The sequence below is a fragment of the Sphingobium sp. YBL2 genome (genome assembly GCF_000943805.1).
In the GTDB taxonomy this organism is placed as follows: domain Bacteria; phylum Pseudomonadota; class Alphaproteobacteria; order Sphingomonadales; family Sphingomonadaceae; genus Sphingobium; species Sphingobium fuliginis.
Genome location: NZ_CP010954.1, coordinates 3,546,390 through 3,563,276 on the forward strand (window position 1 = coordinate 3,546,390; position 16,887 = coordinate 3,563,276).

A 16,887-nucleotide genomic window follows, 5' to 3' on the forward strand; every position below is an offset into this window, starting at 1 on the left:
TAACCGCCATGCTGACGACGACTGCGGCCTGGGCGGCGCCTGCTTCGCCCTTGCTGCAACTGGGCAAGTCCGAACTGAGGGATGCGCTCACCAGCCGTTACGACACGGCGGTCAAGGCCGTGGGCGACGCCAGCGTGCGCGCGGCCCAGGACAGCCGCTGGACCTACGCGGTCGAGGCGAAGAACCAGTGCGGCATCGCCATCGGTTTCATCAAATCCGGCACGAAGGATGCGGAGAGCATCAACAAGTGCGACGACTTTGTGGCACGCCTCTCGGCGCCGCCACCGCCGCCGGTGTCGGCAGCTTCAGCCCCACCCGCGCTGGACTGTACGGCACCGGCGGTGTCCATCTTCTTCGATTGGAACATGGACACGCCGCTTCCTGAGGGCGTGAGCACCATCTCCACGCTGACGCAGACGGCGGCGCAGTGCGGCTGGAAGCGCTTCGGCGTCACCGGCTACACCGACACGTCGGGCACGACCCGCTATAATGACGGCCTGTCGCTGCGCCGCGCGCAGAATGTCGCCAGCCTGCTGAGCCAGGGAGGCATCGCGACGGACGCCATGACCGTCAATGGCCTGGGCGAGACCCAGCTCAAGATCGAAACCGCCGATGGTGTGCGCGAACCGATGAACCGTCGGGTCGAAATCACCGCCAGCGCGAATTAAGGGGAGGAAGGCATGACTATCATGCGCAAGACATGCGGCAGCCTGATCGCCCTTTGTGCGGCGGCCATGGTTTCGACGGGCTGGGCCCAGACCACCGATCTCAAGAGCGCGATCGCCGCGGCGATCGACAGCCATCCGGAAATCAACCAGGCGATCCAGAACAAGGAAGCCATCGAATTCGAGCGCGAACAGGCGCAGGGGCTTTATCTGCCCCGCGTCAGCGTTGAGGGATCGGCGGGCGTCCGCCGTCTGGAAAACGCCACCCGGCGCGCTCTCAACCTCGATAACCAGACGCTCTGGCCGCTGGAAGCCAGCGTACGGGCCGAGGAAACCGTCTGGGACTCCGGCTATCGCAGCGCGGAAAAGCGCCGGCAGGCCGCCCGCACCGACGGCGCGGCGCTGCGCGTTGGGGAGCGTTCGCAGTTCGTGGCGCTGAACGTCACCCGCCAATATCTCGACTATATGCTCCAGCAGCGGGTCGTGGCGGCGGCGGAGGACAATATCGCCTTCCACCGCAAGCTGCTGGGCGATTTGGGCGAAGGCGTGACCAAGGGGTCGATCAGCATCGCCGATCAGCAGCAGGCGGAGGAAAGGCTGCAAGCTGCTCTCGTCCGCAAGAGCGAGGCGGAGCAGGACATGACCAATGCGGCTATCCAGTTCCGCACGCTGACCGGCCTTTCCATCGATCAGGTCACCATGCCCGATCCGGTGACGAGCGCCGTGCCGCCGACGCTGGACGAAGCGATCGCCGCCGCGCGCACCCACAATCCGCTGGTCCGCGAGGCGGAAGCCGACATCCAGGCGGCGCATGCCGTGGTGGATGAGGCCAAGTCGGAACTGGGGCCGACGGTCTCCGTGGAAGGAACCGGCCGCGTCGGTCAGGATGTCGACGGCTTCAAGGGCAATACCAATGACATTCAGGGCCGCGTCGTCCTGCGCTGGCAGCTCTTCAACGGCGGCATCAACCGTGCCAAGGTCCAGGAGATGACCCGCCGGGCGAGCGAGGCGCGCTTCCGCCTGAGCCAGCGGCTGCGCGAGGCGGAGGAGGATGTCCGCACCGCCTGGAACCGTTGGGACACGGAAAAGAAGCGCGTGACTGACCTGTCGCGTCAGGGCACGGTCTCCGACGGGCTGCTCGTCTCCTATCGCGAGCAGTTCAATGTCGGCCGGCGTTCGCTGCTGGACGTTCTGGACAGCCAGAACACCCGCTTCAATACGCAGGTGCGGACGGAAACGGCCCGCTTCTCGGAGATTTTCGCGCAATATCAGATTCTGGCGGCCACCAACACGCTGCTGGATACGCTGGGCCTCGCCGCGCCTTCGGACGCCAAGGCCGATGCGCGGAAGACCTATAATGTCCCCGATCTGCCGCCCGCTGAGTTGCAGCGGCGGCGCTATCCGGGCTGAGTTTCATTATTGGGGGTCATCCCGGCGCAAGCCGGGATGGCGCGGGGTAAACAATGTTGGAACGAAGCACACTCAGTCTGGCCGAATGGCTGGACCATCAAGGCACGCCTAGCGACGAGCTGGTGGAGAGCATCGCCCATGCGGCGCGGCATTTCGACCGGTCGCCGGGTATCGTAAGCCTCCGCGCGGGGTTGGCCGTCGATGAATCCGGGCGCTTGCCCTTTCATCAGGCGGAATCCGCGCTCGATCAGATCGGTCTTTTGAGCGATCATGTCCGGGGCCGGCTGGACAAATGGCGGCCGGGCAACCTGCCCGCCATTCTGCCGCTGCGTGGCGGGCGTTTCCTGCTGCTGCTGGACATCAAGGCCGGTGACGCGCTGGTCCAGCTTCCGCATGCGGACGAAGCCGTCTGGGCGCCGCTCAGCGATCTGGAAGGCTATTTCACCGGCGAGGCGCTGGTGGTCATGGCCGATCATGGCCGCGAACGCGCCGAGGAACGCCCCTGGGACGAACGCGCCCGCCAGCACTGGTTCTGGCGCGAAGTCTGGCGCGCCCGTAGCGGCTTCGGCTATGTGATGCTGGCCGCGGCGATCATCAACCTGCTCGCCTTCGCGCTGCCGCTGTTCACGATGAACGTCTACGACCGGATCATCCCGAACAAGGCGGCTTCCAGCCTCTGGGTGCTGGGCGTCGGCGTCATGCTGGCCTTCAGCCTCGATTTCGCGCTGCGCATTGCCCGCGCGAGACTGGTGGACGAGGCGGGGCGGGAGATCGATGAGCGCCTTTCGCAACGCCTGTTCGAAAAGGTGCTGAACACGCCGCTGGCAAGCCGTTCGGGCAGCACCGGGGCGCTGGCGCGGCGCGTGTCCGAATTTGAATCCGTGCGCGAATTCTTCACCTCGACCACCGTGGTCCTGGTGGTGGACATCGCCTTCCTCTTCTTCTTCGTCGGCATCATCGCCCTTCTGGGGGGCTGGCTGGCCATCGTACCGGTCGTCATGATGGGGATCATGGCGAGCGCAGGCTGGGTCCTGCAACGATCGATGGCCCGCCTGTCACGCGATGCCCAGGCGGACTCCAGCCTGCAAAGCGCGGCGCTGGTCGAAGCGATCGGCGGCATAGAGACGCTGAAGGCCTGCCGCGCCGAAGGACGGATGCTGGAACGCTGGCGCCGCTACGCCCGGATGAGCGCGGCCACGCAGGAAAAGCTGCGGCGGCTTTCCTCCAAGAGCGTCACGCTGGCCGCCCTCTGCCAGCAGGTGACGAGCATCGCGTTGGTCATCGGCGGCTTCTACATGTTCGCGGCGGGCAACATTTCGATGGGCGCGATCATCGCCATCGTCATGCTGGCCGGGCGATCGCTCGCTCCGGTGGGACAGCTTGCCTTCGTGATCGTGCGCGGGCGTCAGGCCATGACGACGCTGGACAGCCTGCAAACGCTGATCGACCAGCCGGATGAGCGGCTGGACGGCGCGCGCGGCATCATTCCGAAGATCCGCAAGGGCGCCATTGTCGCGCAAGGGCTGGAGTTCGGCTATCCCGGCGCCAGCCAGCCCAGCCTGCGCGGCATCGACCTGCGCATCGAACCGGGCGAGCGCATCGGCCTGATCGGTCGCGTGGCGTCGGGCAAGTCGACGCTGGGCCGGGTGATCTGCGGCCTTTATCCGCCCACCGGCGGCCTGCTGACCATTGATGAGGTGGACAGCCGCCAATATCATCCGCATGAGCTGCGCTCCGCCTTCCGCTATGTCGGGCAGGATGCCGAGCTGTTCAGCGGATCGGTGCGCGAGAATCTGCTGCTGGGCGCTCGCGAAGCCAACGACGAAAAGCTGCTGGAGGCGCTGGAACGTTCGGGCGCGGCGCGTTTCTTCGGACGCGATGCGGCTGGGTTCGACCTGCATATCGGGGAGCGCGGCAGCCGCCTTTCGGGCGGACAGCGCAGTTTTCTGGTCATGGCGCGCGCCTTGGTGGAACCGGCCAAGCTCCTCTTCCTCGACGAGCCGACCGGCGCGATGGACAACCAGACCGAGAATCTGTTCATCGACCATCTGGAAAGGGCGCTGGAGCCAGACCAGACGCTGATCGTGTCGACCCACCGCCATGCGCTGCTGCGGATCGTAGACCGGCTGATCGTCATCGATCAGGGCGTCGTGCTGGCGGACGGCCCGCGTGACGAGATCATCGGCCAGCTCCAGCGGGGGGCAGGGCAATGAGCGCGGTACGGCCTGCCTATTCAACACGGAGCGCTTTTATCCTTGGTGCGGGACTTGCTACGACGGCAGCCTTCGCCGTGGCGGTGCTGTGGCACCACGACCAGCCCCAGCCCACGATGCAAGCCAAGATCGTGGAAGCCGCTCCTGCCATCCCCCGCCAATATCTGGCATTGGTTCAGATGACCGGGCAAACCGTCCCGGCGGAAGACGGCGACAAGGCCCGCGAGGAAAACCAGCGTCTCGGCTTCTCCGGCACGATCAGCGCCGCCAAGCCCTTCCGTGCCCTCGCCACGGCGGGCGAGGACCATGACCGCGCCCTCCAATGCCTGACCCAGGCCGTCTATTATGAAGCCGCCCGGGAGCCCGAAAGCGGCCAGCGCGCCGTCGCGCAGGTGGTGCTGAACCGCGTCCGCCACCCCGCCTTCGCCAAGACGGTGTGCGGCGTCGTCTACCAGCGCTTCGACGCCTCGGTCTGCCAGTTCAGCTTCGTCTGCGACGGTTCGCTGGCGCGCCGTCCGCTGCCCGACCTCTGGAACCGGGCGAAGCGGATCGCCGCCGATGCGCTGACCGGCCGGGTCGAGAAGGAAGTGGGCACCGCGACCCATTATCACGCCGATTATGTCTTCCCCCGCTGGGCGCCGCATCTGGCGAAGCTGGCGCAGATCGGCGCGCATATCTTCTATCGCTGGCCGGGCGGCTGGGGCCTGCCGGGGGCGTTCACCGGCCGCTATGCGGGCGGCGAGCATATTCCCGCCTTCGACCCGTCGCGCTTCGCCATAGCGGCCGAACCGGCTATCGATTATCCGCCCGTCGCGGCCCTGCCGGAACGGCGGGCGGCCAATGATGTCGGCGGCCGGATGGACCCGACCAAGGGCTGGAAACTCTCCATCCCCGATCCTTCCACAGGCGGCGGCGCGCTTAGCGAGATGCTCGCCCGCCAGCAAAAAGCCTCGCCAGTCACTCTGGCGGCGGACGACCATCATCTCCAAGGGGTGCAACCATGATTTCGCGCTGGATAGGCTGGCTGCGGGGACAACCGGGCAACAAGCAGGTCATTCTCTACAGCGGCGGCGGCATGCTGGTCTTCCTGATGTGGGCCAGCCTGGCGCCGGTGGACGAGGTGACGCATGGACAGGGCAGGGTGATCCCGTCCAGCAAGGCGCAGGTCATCCAGTCCGCCGAACCCACCACGATCGAGGAAATACTGGTCCGCTCCGGCCAGAAGGTCAGCAAGGGCCAGCTTCTGGTGCGGCTCGACGATGCGATGCTGGCTTCGGAACTGGGGCAGCTTCAGGCGGAGACGCGCTCGCTGACCGCGCGCGCCGGGCGTCTGGAGCGGGAAGGCACGGGTGAAGGCGCGGCTTGCACGACCGGCGGGCCGGAATGCCAGCAGGAACAGGCGCTCGCCGCCGTCCGCCAGTCGGCGCTTCGCAGCAAGCAGGACGCGCTTGCGGCCCAGGTCGACCAGCGCCGCCGCGAACTGGGCGAGGCGCAGGCGACCATCGACAGCCTGGGCGGCAGCGTCCAGCTTGCGCGCCAGCGGGTGGCGATGCTGGAACCGCTCGCGGCGAAATCGATCATCCCACAGACCGAATTGCTCGACGCCCGCCGCGAACTGGTGGACGCGCAGGGGCGGCTCAATGCCGCGCAGCAGCAGGCTTCGCGTGCGTCCGCCGCGATCCGCGAGGCGCAGGCGCAGCTTTCGGAAGCCAATTACCAGTTCCGTCAGGACGCGCTCAACGAGCGTAGCCAGTTGGAGGCGAAGATCGCCGTCAACAGCGAGTCCCTTCGGGGCGCAAAGGGACGGGCGCAGCGGGCGGAGATCCGCTCGCCCGTCGATGGTGTGGTCAATGACGTGCAGGTGACGACCATTGGCGGTTTCGTCAGTCCCGGTCAGAAGATCATGCAGATCGTCCCGGTGGGCGAAAAGCTGCTGGTCGAGGCGCGGGTGAAGCCCAACGACATCGCCTTCATCAAGACCGGCGACCGGGCCGTGGTGAAGGTGACGGCCTATGACTTCTCGATCTATGGCGGGCTGACGGGCACGGTGCAGCAGGTCTCCGCCGACAGCGTCTATGACGAAGCGACGCGAGAAGCCTATTTCACCGTGGTCGTGGAGACGGACCGCGCCTGGCTCGGTTCAGGCGCGCACAAGCTGCCGATCACGCCGGGCATGGTTTGCGATGTGGAAATCCTGACCGGCCGCAAGTCGGTGCTGGCCTATCTGTTGAAGCCGATCATGAAGGCGCGGTCGGAAGCGCTGCGGGAGCGGTAAGCCTGTCCTCAACAATGCGAAGGACGATGCACCAAGGGCGCGCGATCACCGCGCCGCAAACTGCACCGGCTGCGGCGGCGTCACCCGATAGCCATGAGTCCAGCGCCCAAAGGCATTGAAGCTCATGATCGGCCGATAATCGCTGACGCTGGACGAAGGCAGCACCCGGTCGGTCATGTTGTCCAGGATCATCAACTCGTCCCTGATCCGCACCGCCAGCACGGCATGGTCCGCCTGCCGCACCAGGTCGCGGGCGATGACCAGGAACATGGCGCGGCGGTCGAAACCCGCCGCCTCCAGCAGCTTCATCTTGGCGATGGCATAATCCTCGCAATCGCCAGCGCCGCTCTGCAGCGTCCGCGCCGCCGAAGCCCAGTTGTCGCCGCCCTGCCGGTCATCGACGAAATGCAGCCGGCGATTGACCCAGCCATTGATCATCTCGACCTGCTGCTGCGCCGTCGATCCGCGAGCCGCGTTCAGGACACCGCTCCAGACCCCCTTGCCGGGCAGCACCGCCGAAACGGAAGCCCATTTGCTGTCGAGCAGCGTCCGGGAAATCGGCATGGCGACCGATCCGAAAACATCCGGTTGCCCATTGCGCGGCATGATCTGGCCCGAAAGCGCCGGAACCGGGCGGGCCGGCATGACGAACGCGCTGGCCCGTGGCGTTGCGGCAGCCGTCGGGTCTGGCAAAAATCCCTGCATGAAGCCGGGCACCAGCACCGGCTGGCGATAGCTCAGTACGGAAAGCTGGACCCCCTGCAACCGCCAACCGGGCAATTTGCCGCTGAAGTCGTTGATGCGCCGATCGTTGATGATCATCGCTTCCGGGAAAGGCGGTTGCCCCACCCAAGGCGCTGGACTGGCCGTGCCGCCTTGCTGCGCACTGATTGCTGCCAGACGGCTCATGCCGCCCGCGAGAAGATTGGCGGCGACGCGTTCGGCGGGCGTATAGGCCGACCGGCTCTGCGTGAAGATGTCCGGAATAGCCCCCAGCGGCGCCTGCGCCAGAGCATGGCCGCTCGCCGCCAGCAGCAGGGTGGCGCTGGCGCGAAGCGCGAAGCGACGCAGAGCCGATGAGGGAATGGGCGGGACGAAGCCTGACATGCTTGCCCGTATCCCGCCGAAAATTGAACATCCGGTGCCCCGCGCTGGTTAACGCGGCGGTAGGCAAAAAATTGCCGGCAGATTTTTGCCCGGCAGTTTTCGGGCTATCGCAAAAATCCGCTCTGCCGCTTTGCCGCAATCAAGAAGAAAATCGCTTCTCAGGCGTCGATTGTCTCCTCATCGACCGTTGCCGCATTCTCCTGGATGAAGGCAAAGCGATGAGCCGGATTGGTGCCCATCAGCCGGTCGACCAGTTCACGGACCTGCTGCCGGTCCTCTATGTCGTCGGGCAGGGTAACGCGGATCAGGCTGCGGGTCTTGGGGTCCATCGTCGTTTCGCGAAGCTGCGCCGGGTTCATCTCGCCCAAGCCCTTGAAGCGGCTGACGTCGACCTTCTTTCCCTTGAACTCCTTGGCCAGGATTTGCTCCCGATGGGCGTCGTCCTTGGCATAGAGGCTCTTGCCTCCCGCTGTCAGGCGGTAGAGCGGCGGCTGCGCCAGATAGAGATGGCCCCGCCGCACCAGTTCCGGCATCTCCTGGAAGAAGAAGGTCATCAGCAGCGTCGCGATATGCGCGCCGTCGACGTCGGCGTCGGTCATGATGACGATGCGTTCGTAGCGCAGATTGTCGGGATTGCAGTCCTTGCGCGTGCCGCAGCCCAGCGCCAGGATCATGTCGGCAATCTCCTGATTGGCGAGGATCTTGGCGGTATTGGCGGAGGCGACGTTCAATATCTTGCCGCGCAAGGGCAGGATCGCCTGCGTCTTGCGGTCACGCGCCTGCTTGGCGGAGCCGCCGGCCGAATCGCCCTCGACCAGGAAGATTTCCGCTCCCTCCGGATCGTCGTTCGAACAGTCGGTCAGCTTGCCCGGCAGCCGCAACTTGCGCGCGCTGGTGGCGGTCTTGCGCTTGACCTCCTTCTCCTGCTTGCGTTTCAGGCGCTCGTCCATCCGGTCGAGCACATAGGCGAGCAGCGCCTTGCCGCGCTCCATATGGTCGGAAAGATAATGGTCGAAATGGTCGCGCACCGCATTTTCGACCAGCCGCGCCGCCTCCGGGCTGGTGAGCCGGTCCTTGGTCTGGCTCTGGAACTGCGGATCGCGGATGAAGACCGACAGCATGATTTCCGAAGAAGTCACGATGTCGTCGGCGGTGATGTCCTTCGCCTTCTTCTGCCCCACCAGTTCTCCGAAGGCGCGGATGCCCTTCACCAACGCGGCGCGCAGGCCGGTCTCATGCGTGCCGCCATCGGGCGTCGGAATGGTGTTGCAATACCAGGAGTAGCTACCATCGGACCAGAGCGGCCAAGCAACCGCCCATTCCACGCGCCCGGCCGAGTCCGGAAAATCCTGACTCCCCGAAAAGAAGGCGCTGGTCGCGCATTCACGGTCGCCCACCTGTTCCTTCAGATGATCGGCCAGTCCGCCGGGGAACTGGAACACCGCCTCGGCCGGCGTATCGTCGGTGATGAGTTCCGGCGCGCATTTCCAGCGGATTTCCACGCCCGCGAAAAGATAGGCCTTGGACCGTGCAAGGCGATAAAGACGGGAAGGCTTGAACTTCTGCTCCCCGAAAATCTCCGTGTCGGGAATGAAGCTGACCGATGTGCCGCGCCGATTGGGCGCCGCGCCGACCTTCTCCAGCCCACTGGTGGGCAGGCCCTGGGCAAAGCTCTGGCGGAATAGTTCCTTGTTGCGCGCCACTTCGATCACCGTGACGACCGACAGCGCATTGACCACGCTGATGCCAACGCCGTGCAGACCGCCCGACGTCGCATAAGCCTTGTCGGTGAACTTGCCGCCCGAATGGAGCGTGGTCAGGATCACCTCCAGCGCCGACTTGCCGGGAAATTTGGGATGCGGGTCGACCGGGATGCCCCGGCCGTTGTCGGTGATGGTCAGCCTGTTGCCTGGCTCCAGCAGCACCTCGATCCGCGTCGCATGGCCCGCGACCGCCTCGTCCATGCTGTTGTCCAGCACTTCGCTGGCAAGATGGTGCAGCGCGCGCTCGTCCGTGCCGCCGATATACATGCCGGGGCGGCGGCGCACCGGCTCCAGCCCCTCCAGCACTTCAATGGCGGAGGCGTCATATTGCGGGGTGGCGGAGGGATTGGCGGCGAACAGGTCTTCGGACATGGGCACAAGCTATAAGCCGGCGGATGGCAGGCGCAAGCGCGCGTTGTTCAGGGCAGCGGATCGCGCAACGCGGCCCACAACTGCTTCACCCGCTCATTGAGGTCGGCCAGTTGCATCCCGTCCATGCCGGACCGTTCGAGCAGGGTTTCGCCCAGGCAGCCGCATTCCTCCCGCATCGCCGCGCCGCGCTCCGTCAGGCGCACGTCGACGCGCCGTTCGTCGGCCGTGCTGCGGGCGCGGGTGAGGAAGCCTGCCGCTTCCAGCCGCTTGACCAGCGGCGTCACCGTGCTGGATTCGAGCGACAGACGCTCCGCGATCTGGCCGATAGTGCGGCCGTCCTGTTCCCATAGGGCATGCAGCACCAGATATTGCGGGTAGGTGATGCCCAGTCGGTCGAGCATTGGCTTGTAGGCGCGGCCGATCGCCATGCTGGCGGCATAGAGCGAGAAGCAGAGTTGATCGTCGAGCGGCAGGGCGGCGGGCATGGGCGGTCTCCTTTGCAGGTTCCATAGCACGAAAATATATATCGTGATAAATAAAATGCTGGACAAAGGGCCGCGCCATATCTATCTAAAAATTATCGCGATAATGATTATCGTGAAATATGAAGGAGCAAGCCCATGTCCGTCGATGTGAAATATCGTACCCGTGCCACCGCCACTGGAGGCCGCGATGGGGAAGCCCGTTCGGAAGACGGCCGCTTCGCTGTAAAGCTGTCGACCCCGAAGGAACTGGGCGGTCCCGGCGGCGATGGCAGCAATCCCGAGCAGCTTTTCGCCGCGGGCTATTCGGCCTGCTTCATCGGCGCTCTCAAGGTTGCAGGTGGTCAGTTGAAGATCCGCGTGCCGCAGGATGTAGCCGTCACCGCGACCGTCGGCATAGGTCCGCGCGCGGCGGGCGGGTTCGGCATCACCGCCGATCTGGAGATCAGCCTGCCTGGCGTGGAGCGGGCCGACGCGGAAAGGCTGGTCGCCGCGGCGCACCAGATTTGCCCCTATTCCAACGCCACGCGCAACAATGTCGATGTCGGGCTGACCATCGCCTGACGCGCCACAGCCAATGAAAAGGGCCGCTTCCAAATGGAGCGGCCCTTTTTCATCCCGGTCTGCTCTGGCGATCAGCGAACTCGCGGACCACCGAAGGGCAGGGGCGGCGGCGGACGGCGAGTGCCGCGCGGCAACTGCGCCTGATAGGCGCGTCCGCAATGTTCGACGCAATAGGGGAAGCCGGGGTTCACCGCTTCGCCGCAGAAATGGAAGTCCGGCTCGCCCGGATGGCCCATCGGCCATTTGCAGATGCGCTCCGTCAGGTCGAGCAGCGTGGTCTTGCCGGCGATTTCCGGGCTGGGCTTTGCGGGGACCAGGCGGCGCGGCGGGGCTGGGGGGATCGGCGCCTGCTGGTCGCCCGGACCCTGACGCAGGAAGCCGCCGGGGCCCACGGAGATGATGCGCGGCTGCGGCGCGGCAGGCGCTTCGGCCGCCGGCGCGGCGGCAGCGGGCGCCGGGGTAGGCGCGGCCGGCGCCGCAGGGCGGGCGGGCGGTGGCGCGGCATGCTGCGCCGGCGCGGCCGGCTTTGGCGCTTCGGCCTCCGTTGCGGACTTGCGCAGCGGCGGGGCGGCCTTTTTCGGCACTTCGTTGGCTTTCACCGGGGATGGGCGCGATTGCAGGCCCAGGCGGTGCGCCTTGCCGATCACGGCGTTACGGCTGACCCCGCCCAGTTCGTCCGCGATCTGGCTGGCGGTCAGGCCACGTTCCCACATTGCCTTGAGCTGGTCGATACGCTCGTCGGTCCAGGACAATGAATGACTCCTCAAAATTTCAAATTCGCGCCCTATATGGGGCGCGCCGGCCCGGGTTCAATTTCCCGTGCACAACGCCCTTGCGGCACAACCCCTCAGCCGATAGTCGATCCGACCATGAACGACCAGTCCAAAATTGCTGCTTCCCTGTCGCATCAGCCGCCTTTCCATGAGCCGGGCGAGCTGGTTATCCGCAACGTCAACTGGGCCGGAGCCCGCGCGCTGTACCGCAAGGAAGTGCGACGCTTCATGAAGGTGCAGCTCCAGACGATCTGGGCACCCGCCGTTACGACGCTGATGTTCCTGGTCATCTTCACCCTGGCGCTGGGCGGAGCCAACCGCCAGGTGCTGGGCGTGCCCTTCGCGGACTTCATCGCGCCGGGCCTGATGATCATGGGCATGATGAACAATGCGTTCGCGAACAGCAGCTTCTCCCTGCTGGCGGGCAAGATGCAGGGGACGCTGATCGATTATCTGATGCCGCCGCTGTCCGTCAGCGAATTGCTGCTGGCGCTGGTGGGCGCGGCGGTGACGCGCGCCTTCTGCGTCGGCCTGGCGCTATGGGGAGCCATGGCGCTGTGGCCGGGGGTGCATGTGACCCCGGCGCATCCCTGGGCGATCCTCTGGTTCGGGCTGATGGGCGCGGGGTTGACCGCCTTCATCGGCGTGCTGACCTCCATCTGGGCGGAAAAGTTCGACCATGCCGCCGCCATCACCAATTTCGTGATCGGGCCGATGACGCTGCTGTCGGGGACTTTCTATTCCATCGACCGCCTCGCGCCCGTCTTCCGCGCGATCAGCCACGCCAACCCCTTCTTCTACGCCATTTCCGGCTTCCGTTACGGCTTCGTCGCGGCGGCGGACGGCGATGTCGTGGTGGGCAGCCTGGTGCTGCTGGGGCTGAATATCGCGCTTGGAATGCTGTGCTACGCGCTGCTCAGGCGCGGGTGGAAACTGAAGGCCTGAAAATAGCGGCATGTGCTCCTGCCAGGCAGGAGCGCATATTCCATCACATCAACCCGGCAATCACCGGCACCACCAGCGTCAGGACAAGCAAGGCAAGAACCGCCACCACCCAATGATGCAGCCGGGGAAGGCCGCGTTCATCGCGCCCTCGCTCTGGCTTCAGCAGCATCAGGCAGAAACGCCCTTGCCTCCGACCCGCGTCAGCGCAAAGCCAGCCGCCTCGGCTTCCCGGCGCGGGTAGATGTTGCGCAGGTCGACCAGCACCGGTCCGTTCATCGAAGCCGCCAGCCGCTTGAGGTCCAGCGCCCGAAACGCATCCCACTCCGTCACCAATACCAGCGCGTCCGCCTCGGTCGCCGCTTCATAAGCGTCCTTCGCCATGGTCACGCTGGGCATTAGTGGCGCGGCGACCTCCATGCCCTCGGGATCATAGGCGACTATCTTCGCCCCCGCATCCTCCAGCGCCTGCACGATGGCCAGGCTCGGCGCATCGCGCATGTCGTCGGTATTGGGCTTGAAGGTCAGGCCCAGCAGCGCCACGGTCTTGCCCCGCGCCTCGCCGCCCAGCGCCTTCACGATCTTGCGCCCCATGGCCCGCTTGCGCAGGTCGTTCACCTGCACGACGGTCTCGACGATACGGATCGGCGTGTCGTAATCCTGCCCCGTCTTCACCAGCGCCAGCGTATCTTTGGGGAAGCAGGAGCCGCCATAGCCTGGGCCAGCATGCAGGAATTTCGACCCGATGCGGTTATCGAGGCCGATCCCCCGCGACACATCCTGCACCTCCGCGCCGACCGCTTCGCACAGGTCCGCCATCTCGTTGATGAAGGTGATCTTGGTCGCCAGGAAGGCGTTGGCGGCATATTTGATCAACTCGGCCGTCCGCCGCCCGGTGAACATCACCGGCGCCTGGTTGAGATTCAGCGGCCGGTAGACCTGCGCCATCACATCAATGGCCCGCTGGCTGCCGGTGGTGCCGACCACGACCCGGTCCGGGCGCTTGAAATCCCCGATGGCCGCACCTTCGCGCAGGAATTCCGGATTGGACACGACCTGGATGTCCAGATCGGGGCGCGCTTCCCGGACGATCCGCTCGACCTCGTCCCCAGTGCCGACCGGAACGGTGGACTTGGTGACGATGACGGTCGGCCCATCCAGCGACTCTGCGATTTCCTTGGCTGCCGCATAGACATAGCTCAGGTCCGCATGCCCGTCGCCGCGCCGCGAGGGCGTGCCCACGGCGATGAAGATCGCATCCGCGCCCTTCACCCCCTTCGCCAGATCGGTGGTGAAGCTCAGCCTTCCGGCCGCTGCATTGCTGCCTACCAGATGGTCGAGCCCCGGCTCGAAAATCGGCATGCGTCCGGATTCGATTGCGGCGATCTTGCCTGCATCCTTGTCCACGCACACCACGTCATGGCCGAAATCGGCAAAGCAGGCGCCTGATACCAGCCCGACATAGCCCGTGCCGATCATCGTGATCTTCATAAAATAACTGAGCCCCCGATTGGGAAGTGGTCTGGCTGGCCTCTAGCACAGCTTCTCGCCCGTGCGAAAGCGGGCGTGGGGGGTACCCATGTTCAGGGGATGGTTACGATTTTCTGCCAGGCACTTACCCGAAAGACGGCTTGCAAAGGCGGGAAAATGGCAAAGGACGGCAAATGAAGGTTGCGCTGGTGTTCGGGACGCGCCCCGAGGCGATCAAGCTGTTTCCAGTGATTCACGCGCTCCGCGCGCGGGAGGATGTTGAAACCCGCGTGATCGTGACCGCGCAGCATCGCGGCCTGCTGGACCAGGTGCTGGAGATCGCCGGAATAGCGCCCGACATCGACCTGGACGTGATGACGCCAAACCAGACGCTGGACGGCCTGACGGCGAAGTTGATCGTGGAACTGGGCAAGGCCTTCGACGCGGAGAAGCCCGATCGCGTGGTCGTGCATGGCGATACCCTTACCACCATGGTCGCCAGCCTTGCCGCCTATTACCGCAAGATTCCCGTCGCCCATGTCGAGGCGGGCCTGCGCAGCGGCGACATCCACCACCCCTGGCCGGAGGAGGTGAACCGGCGCGTCGTCGCCTGCATCGCGGACATGAATTTCGCGCCGACCCAGGCAGCCGCCGACGCGCTGCTGGCGGAAAATCGCGATGCCGCGACCATATATGTAACCGGCAACACGGTGATCGACGCGCTGCTGGCCACCCGCAAGCGCGTGCTGGCCGAACCCCATCTCGCGTCGGGACTCGACAGCCTGGCCCAGCGCTTCGCCGGAAAGCGGATCGTCGCCGTCACCAGCCACCGGCGTGAGAATTTCGGCGGCGGGATGGAGGCGATTGCCCGATCGATCGCCGAAATCGCCGCGCGTCCCGACGTGGCCGTGATCTTCCCCGTCCACCCCAATCCCCATGTGCGCCCTGTCATGGATACCGTGCTGGGCAGCCTTCCCAATGTCGCGATGATTGAGCCGCTGGATTACCCCCATTTCGTTCGCCTGCTGGACCTGTGCCATCTCGTCCTGACCGACAGCGGCGGCGTGCAGGAGGAGGCGCCTTCGCTCGGCAAGCCCGTGCTGGTGATGCGCGAGACCACGGAGCGCCCCGAAGGGGTGACGGCGGGCGCCGCGAAACTGGTCGGCACCGATCGAATAAAGATCGTCCGCTCGGTCTTTGCCCTGCTGGATGACGAAGCCGCCTACGCCGCCATGTCCCGCGCCCACAACCCCTTCGGAGACGGTCACGCGTCGGAGCGCATCGCAGACATCATAGCCGCGAGCGCGCAGGCTGAGAATATGGAAGAGGCGGCCTAAACTCGATTGGGAACTGACGGTCCGTTACCGAAATCTTCAGCATTTCCCGCCACAAACGGACCGAATTCAAAAGCTTCCACAGGACCCCCATGCCCCTCGATAAGCTCCAGCAGAAGGTATCCGTCATCGGCCTCGGCTATATCGGCCTGCCGACCGCCGCCCTGATCGCGCGCGGCGGCGCGCAGGTCGTCGGCGTTGACGTCAGCGCCCATGTCGTGGAGACGGTCAACTCCGGTCGCGTGCATATCGAGGAAGTCGATCTCGACGGCCTCGTCCAGGGCGTGGTCTCCCGCGGCAATCTCCGCGCCAGTCTGGAAGTCGAGCCGAGCGATGTCTTCATCATCGCGGTGCCGACTCCCGTGGCCGAAGACCGCGCGCCGGACATCAGCCACGTCCTCAAGGCCGCCCGCACTGTCGCTGAGGTCCTGAAGGCCGGCGATACCGTCATTCTCGAATCCACCTCGCCGGTCGGCACCACCGAAGCCATGCGCGATCTTTTCGCCCAGCTCCGCCCCGACCTGAAGATGCCCGAACCCGGCGTGGCGGGCGACATCGCCATCGCCTATTGCCCCGAACGCGTCCTGCCCGGCCGCATCCTCGTCGAACTGATCGACAATGACCGCTGCATCGGCGGCATCACGCCTCGCTGCGCCCGCAAGGCGCTGGGCTTCTACCGCCAGTTCGTGCGCGGCGCCTGCATCACCACCAGCGCCCGCGCCGCCGAAATGGTGAAGCTGGTCGAAAACAGCTTCCGCGACGTCAACATCGCCTTCGCCAACGAACTGTCCGTCATCGCGGAACGCATGGACATCGACGTGTGGGAGGTCATTCGCCTCGCCAACCGCCATCCCCGTGTCAACATCCTCCAGCCCGGCCCCGGCGTCGGCGGCCACTGCATCGCGGTCGACCCCTGGTTCATCGTCCATGGCGACCCGGAAAACAGCCGCCTCATCCGCACCGCCCGCGAAGTCAATGACGGCAAGACCGACCATGTGGTCGCGAAAGCGTCCGACCTGATCGACGAGTTTGCCGGCGAGGACATCGCCTGCCTTGGCCTCGCCTTCAAACCCAATATCGACGATTTCCGCGAAAGCCCGGCCGTGAAGGTCGCGGCGCGTCTCGCCAAACGCTACGGCCGCCGCATCAAGCTGGTCGAACCCTATGCCCATGATCTGCCGATGGAGTTCGCCGGAACGGGCGCTGAACTCGTCGATCTCGATACGGCTCTGGAACAATGCGGCGTTTTCGTCATTCTTGTCGATCATGATATGTTCAAATCGGTTCCGGTGGACGAACGCGCCGACAAGGCGGTTTACGACACGCGCGGCGTCTGGCCGGATCAGCCACGGCGGCCGACCGCGGGTCAGGTTGTCCCGGATCAGGCCCGGATCGCCATCTGATCGGGAGCTCCGCGCCCTCCTTCGTCCAGCCGATGGTTGCCATGTTCCTGTCGCGCCGTTAACCCCGCCCGCAATGGCAGGCCTTGTGCGTGCCCACTGAATTGCGGGGGATTT

The 16,887-nt window shown here is 65.5% G+C and carries 15 protein-coding genes; 9 read left to right on the forward strand and 6 right to left on the reverse strand.

Translation table 11 applies throughout. The features are described 5' to 3' along the window. The first annotated feature begins 8 nt into the window (after positions 1–8). From TZ53_RS16340 to TZ53_RS16360, 5 genes are all read left to right on the forward strand, one after another. Entirely contained in the window at positions 9–668 is a 660-nt protein-coding gene (locus tag TZ53_RS16340) for an OmpA family protein (RefSeq protein ID WP_238320065.1), read from the forward strand. 12 nt (positions 669–680) lie between these two features. Further along, on the forward strand, positions 681–2,075 hold the full coding sequence (locus TZ53_RS16345; protein ID WP_044661965.1) for a TolC family protein: 1,395 nt from the start codon (positions 681–683) through the stop codon (positions 2,073–2,075). 53 nt (positions 2,076–2,128) lie between these two features. Then, complete coding sequence (locus tag TZ53_RS16350) at positions 2,129–4,288, forward strand: type I secretion system permease/ATPase (RefSeq protein ID WP_044661966.1); 2,160 nt, start codon at positions 2,129–2,131, stop codon at positions 4,286–4,288. A 77-nt stretch (positions 4,289–4,365) separates the two neighbouring features. Beyond that, positions 4,366–5,292 carry a cell wall hydrolase gene (locus TZ53_RS16355; protein ID WP_238320066.1) on the forward strand — a complete coding sequence of 309 codons (927 nt, stop codon included), beginning with the start codon at positions 4,366–4,368 and terminating at the stop codon, positions 5,290–5,292. Then, entirely contained in the window at positions 5,289–6,563 is a 1,275-nt protein-coding gene (locus tag TZ53_RS16360) for an HlyD family type I secretion periplasmic adaptor subunit (protein WP_044661967.1), read from the forward strand. Before TZ53_RS16355 ends, TZ53_RS16360 begins: the two co-directional genes overlap by 4 nt. 45 nt (positions 6,564–6,608) lie before the next feature. Here the strand turns inward: TZ53_RS16360 and TZ53_RS16365 are convergent, their stop codons facing one another. From TZ53_RS16365 to TZ53_RS16375, 3 genes are all read right to left on the reverse strand, one after another. After that, positions 6,609–7,670 (reverse strand): transglutaminase-like cysteine peptidase, encoded by a 1,062-nt coding sequence (locus TZ53_RS16365; RefSeq protein WP_044661968.1) that lies wholly within the window; start codon positions 7,668–7,670, stop codon positions 6,609–6,611. 158 nt (positions 7,671–7,828) lie between these two features. Next, positions 7,829–9,805 (reverse strand): DNA topoisomerase IV subunit B, encoded by a 1,977-nt coding sequence (gene parE, locus TZ53_RS16370; protein WP_044661969.1) that lies wholly within the window; start codon positions 9,803–9,805, stop codon positions 7,829–7,831. Between the two features lie 47 nt (positions 9,806–9,852). After that, positions 9,853–10,290: a MarR family winged helix-turn-helix transcriptional regulator gene (locus tag TZ53_RS16375; RefSeq protein ID WP_044661970.1), complete on the reverse strand. Its 438-nt coding sequence runs from the start codon at positions 10,288–10,290 to the stop codon at positions 9,853–9,855. Between the two features lie 135 nt (positions 10,291–10,425). Here TZ53_RS16375 and TZ53_RS16380 point away from each other — a divergent pair, with 135 nt between their 5' ends. Then, complete coding sequence (locus TZ53_RS16380) at positions 10,426–10,851, forward strand: organic hydroperoxide resistance protein (RefSeq protein ID WP_025546570.1); 426 nt, start codon at positions 10,426–10,428, stop codon at positions 10,849–10,851. 71 nt (positions 10,852–10,922) lie between these two features. Here TZ53_RS16380 and TZ53_RS16385 read toward each other — a convergent pair whose 3' ends face one another. Then, a complete protein-coding gene (locus TZ53_RS16385; protein WP_044661971.1) occupies positions 10,923–11,603 on the reverse strand; it encodes a GcrA family cell cycle regulator in 681 nt (226 codons plus the stop codon). A gap of 117 nt (positions 11,604–11,720) precedes the next feature. Between TZ53_RS16385 and TZ53_RS16390 the strand changes: the two genes are divergently transcribed. Beyond that, positions 11,721–12,569 (forward strand): ABC transporter permease, encoded by an 849-nt coding sequence (locus tag TZ53_RS16390; RefSeq protein WP_044661972.1) that lies wholly within the window; start codon positions 11,721–11,723, stop codon positions 12,567–12,569. A 43-nt stretch (positions 12,570–12,612) separates the two neighbouring features. Here the strand turns inward: TZ53_RS16390 and TZ53_RS27785 are convergent, their stop codons facing one another. Together TZ53_RS27785 and TZ53_RS16395 are read right to left on the reverse strand one after the other, a co-directional pair. Further along, complete coding sequence (locus TZ53_RS27785) at positions 12,613–12,738, reverse strand: hypothetical protein (protein ID WP_255308867.1); 126 nt, start codon at positions 12,736–12,738, stop codon at positions 12,613–12,615. Continuing rightward, positions 12,738–14,057: a UDP-glucose dehydrogenase family protein gene (locus TZ53_RS16395; protein WP_044661973.1), complete on the reverse strand. Its 1,320-nt coding sequence runs from the start codon at positions 14,055–14,057 to the stop codon at positions 12,738–12,740. The genes TZ53_RS27785 and TZ53_RS16395 overlap by 1 nt, the downstream gene beginning before the upstream one ends. Before the next feature lie 173 nt (positions 14,058–14,230). On the opposite strand from TZ53_RS16395, the gene wecB reads away from it, so the two are divergent. Next, positions 14,231–15,373, forward strand: a complete 1,143-nt coding sequence (gene wecB, locus TZ53_RS16400; protein ID WP_044661974.1) for a non-hydrolyzing UDP-N-acetylglucosamine 2-epimerase — start codon at positions 14,231–14,233, stop codon at positions 15,371–15,373. Between the two features lie 89 nt (positions 15,374–15,462). Beyond that, positions 15,463–16,773, forward strand: coding sequence for a UDP-N-acetyl-D-mannosamine dehydrogenase (wecC, locus tag TZ53_RS16405; protein WP_044661975.1), 1,311 nt, complete (start codon positions 15,463–15,465; stop codon positions 16,771–16,773). The last annotated feature ends 114 nt before the right edge of the window (positions 16,774–16,887 follow it).

Coding starts and splice junctions, on each gene's coding strand:
- TZ53_RS16340 (WP_238320065.1), top strand. CDS start 9: ATGCTGACGACGACTGCGGCCTGGGCGGCGCCTGCTTCGCCCTTGCTG.
- TZ53_RS16345 (WP_044661965.1), top strand. CDS start 681: ATGACTATCATGCGCAAGACATGCGGCAGCCTGATCGCCCTTTGTGCG.
- TZ53_RS16350 (WP_044661966.1), top strand. CDS start 2,129: ATGTTGGAACGAAGCACACTCAGTCTGGCCGAATGGCTGGACCATCAA.
- TZ53_RS16360 (WP_044661967.1), top strand. CDS start 5,289: ATGATTTCGCGCTGGATAGGCTGGCTGCGGGGACAACCGGGCAACAAG.
- TZ53_RS16365 (WP_044661968.1), bottom strand. CDS start 7,670: ATGTCAGGCTTCGTCCCGCCCATTCCCTCATCGGCTCTGCGTCGCTTC.
- parE (WP_044661969.1), bottom strand. CDS start 9,805: ATGTCCGAAGACCTGTTCGCCGCCAATCCCTCCGCCACCCCGCAATAT.
- TZ53_RS16375 (WP_044661970.1), bottom strand. CDS start 10,290: ATGCCCGCCGCCCTGCCGCTCGACGATCAACTCTGCTTCTCGCTCTAT.
- TZ53_RS16380 (WP_025546570.1), top strand. CDS start 10,426: ATGTCCGTCGATGTGAAATATCGTACCCGTGCCACCGCCACTGGAGGC.
- TZ53_RS16390 (WP_044661972.1), top strand. CDS start 11,721: ATGAACGACCAGTCCAAAATTGCTGCTTCCCTGTCGCATCAGCCGCCT.
- TZ53_RS27785 (WP_255308867.1), bottom strand. CDS start 12,738: ATGCTGCTGAAGCCAGAGCGAGGGCGCGATGAACGCGGCCTTCCCCGG.
- TZ53_RS16395 (WP_044661973.1), bottom strand. CDS start 14,057: ATGAAGATCACGATGATCGGCACGGGCTATGTCGGGCTGGTATCAGGC.
- wecB (WP_044661974.1), top strand. CDS start 14,231: ATGAAGGTTGCGCTGGTGTTCGGGACGCGCCCCGAGGCGATCAAGCTG.
- wecC (WP_044661975.1), top strand. CDS start 15,463: ATGCCCCTCGATAAGCTCCAGCAGAAGGTATCCGTCATCGGCCTCGGC.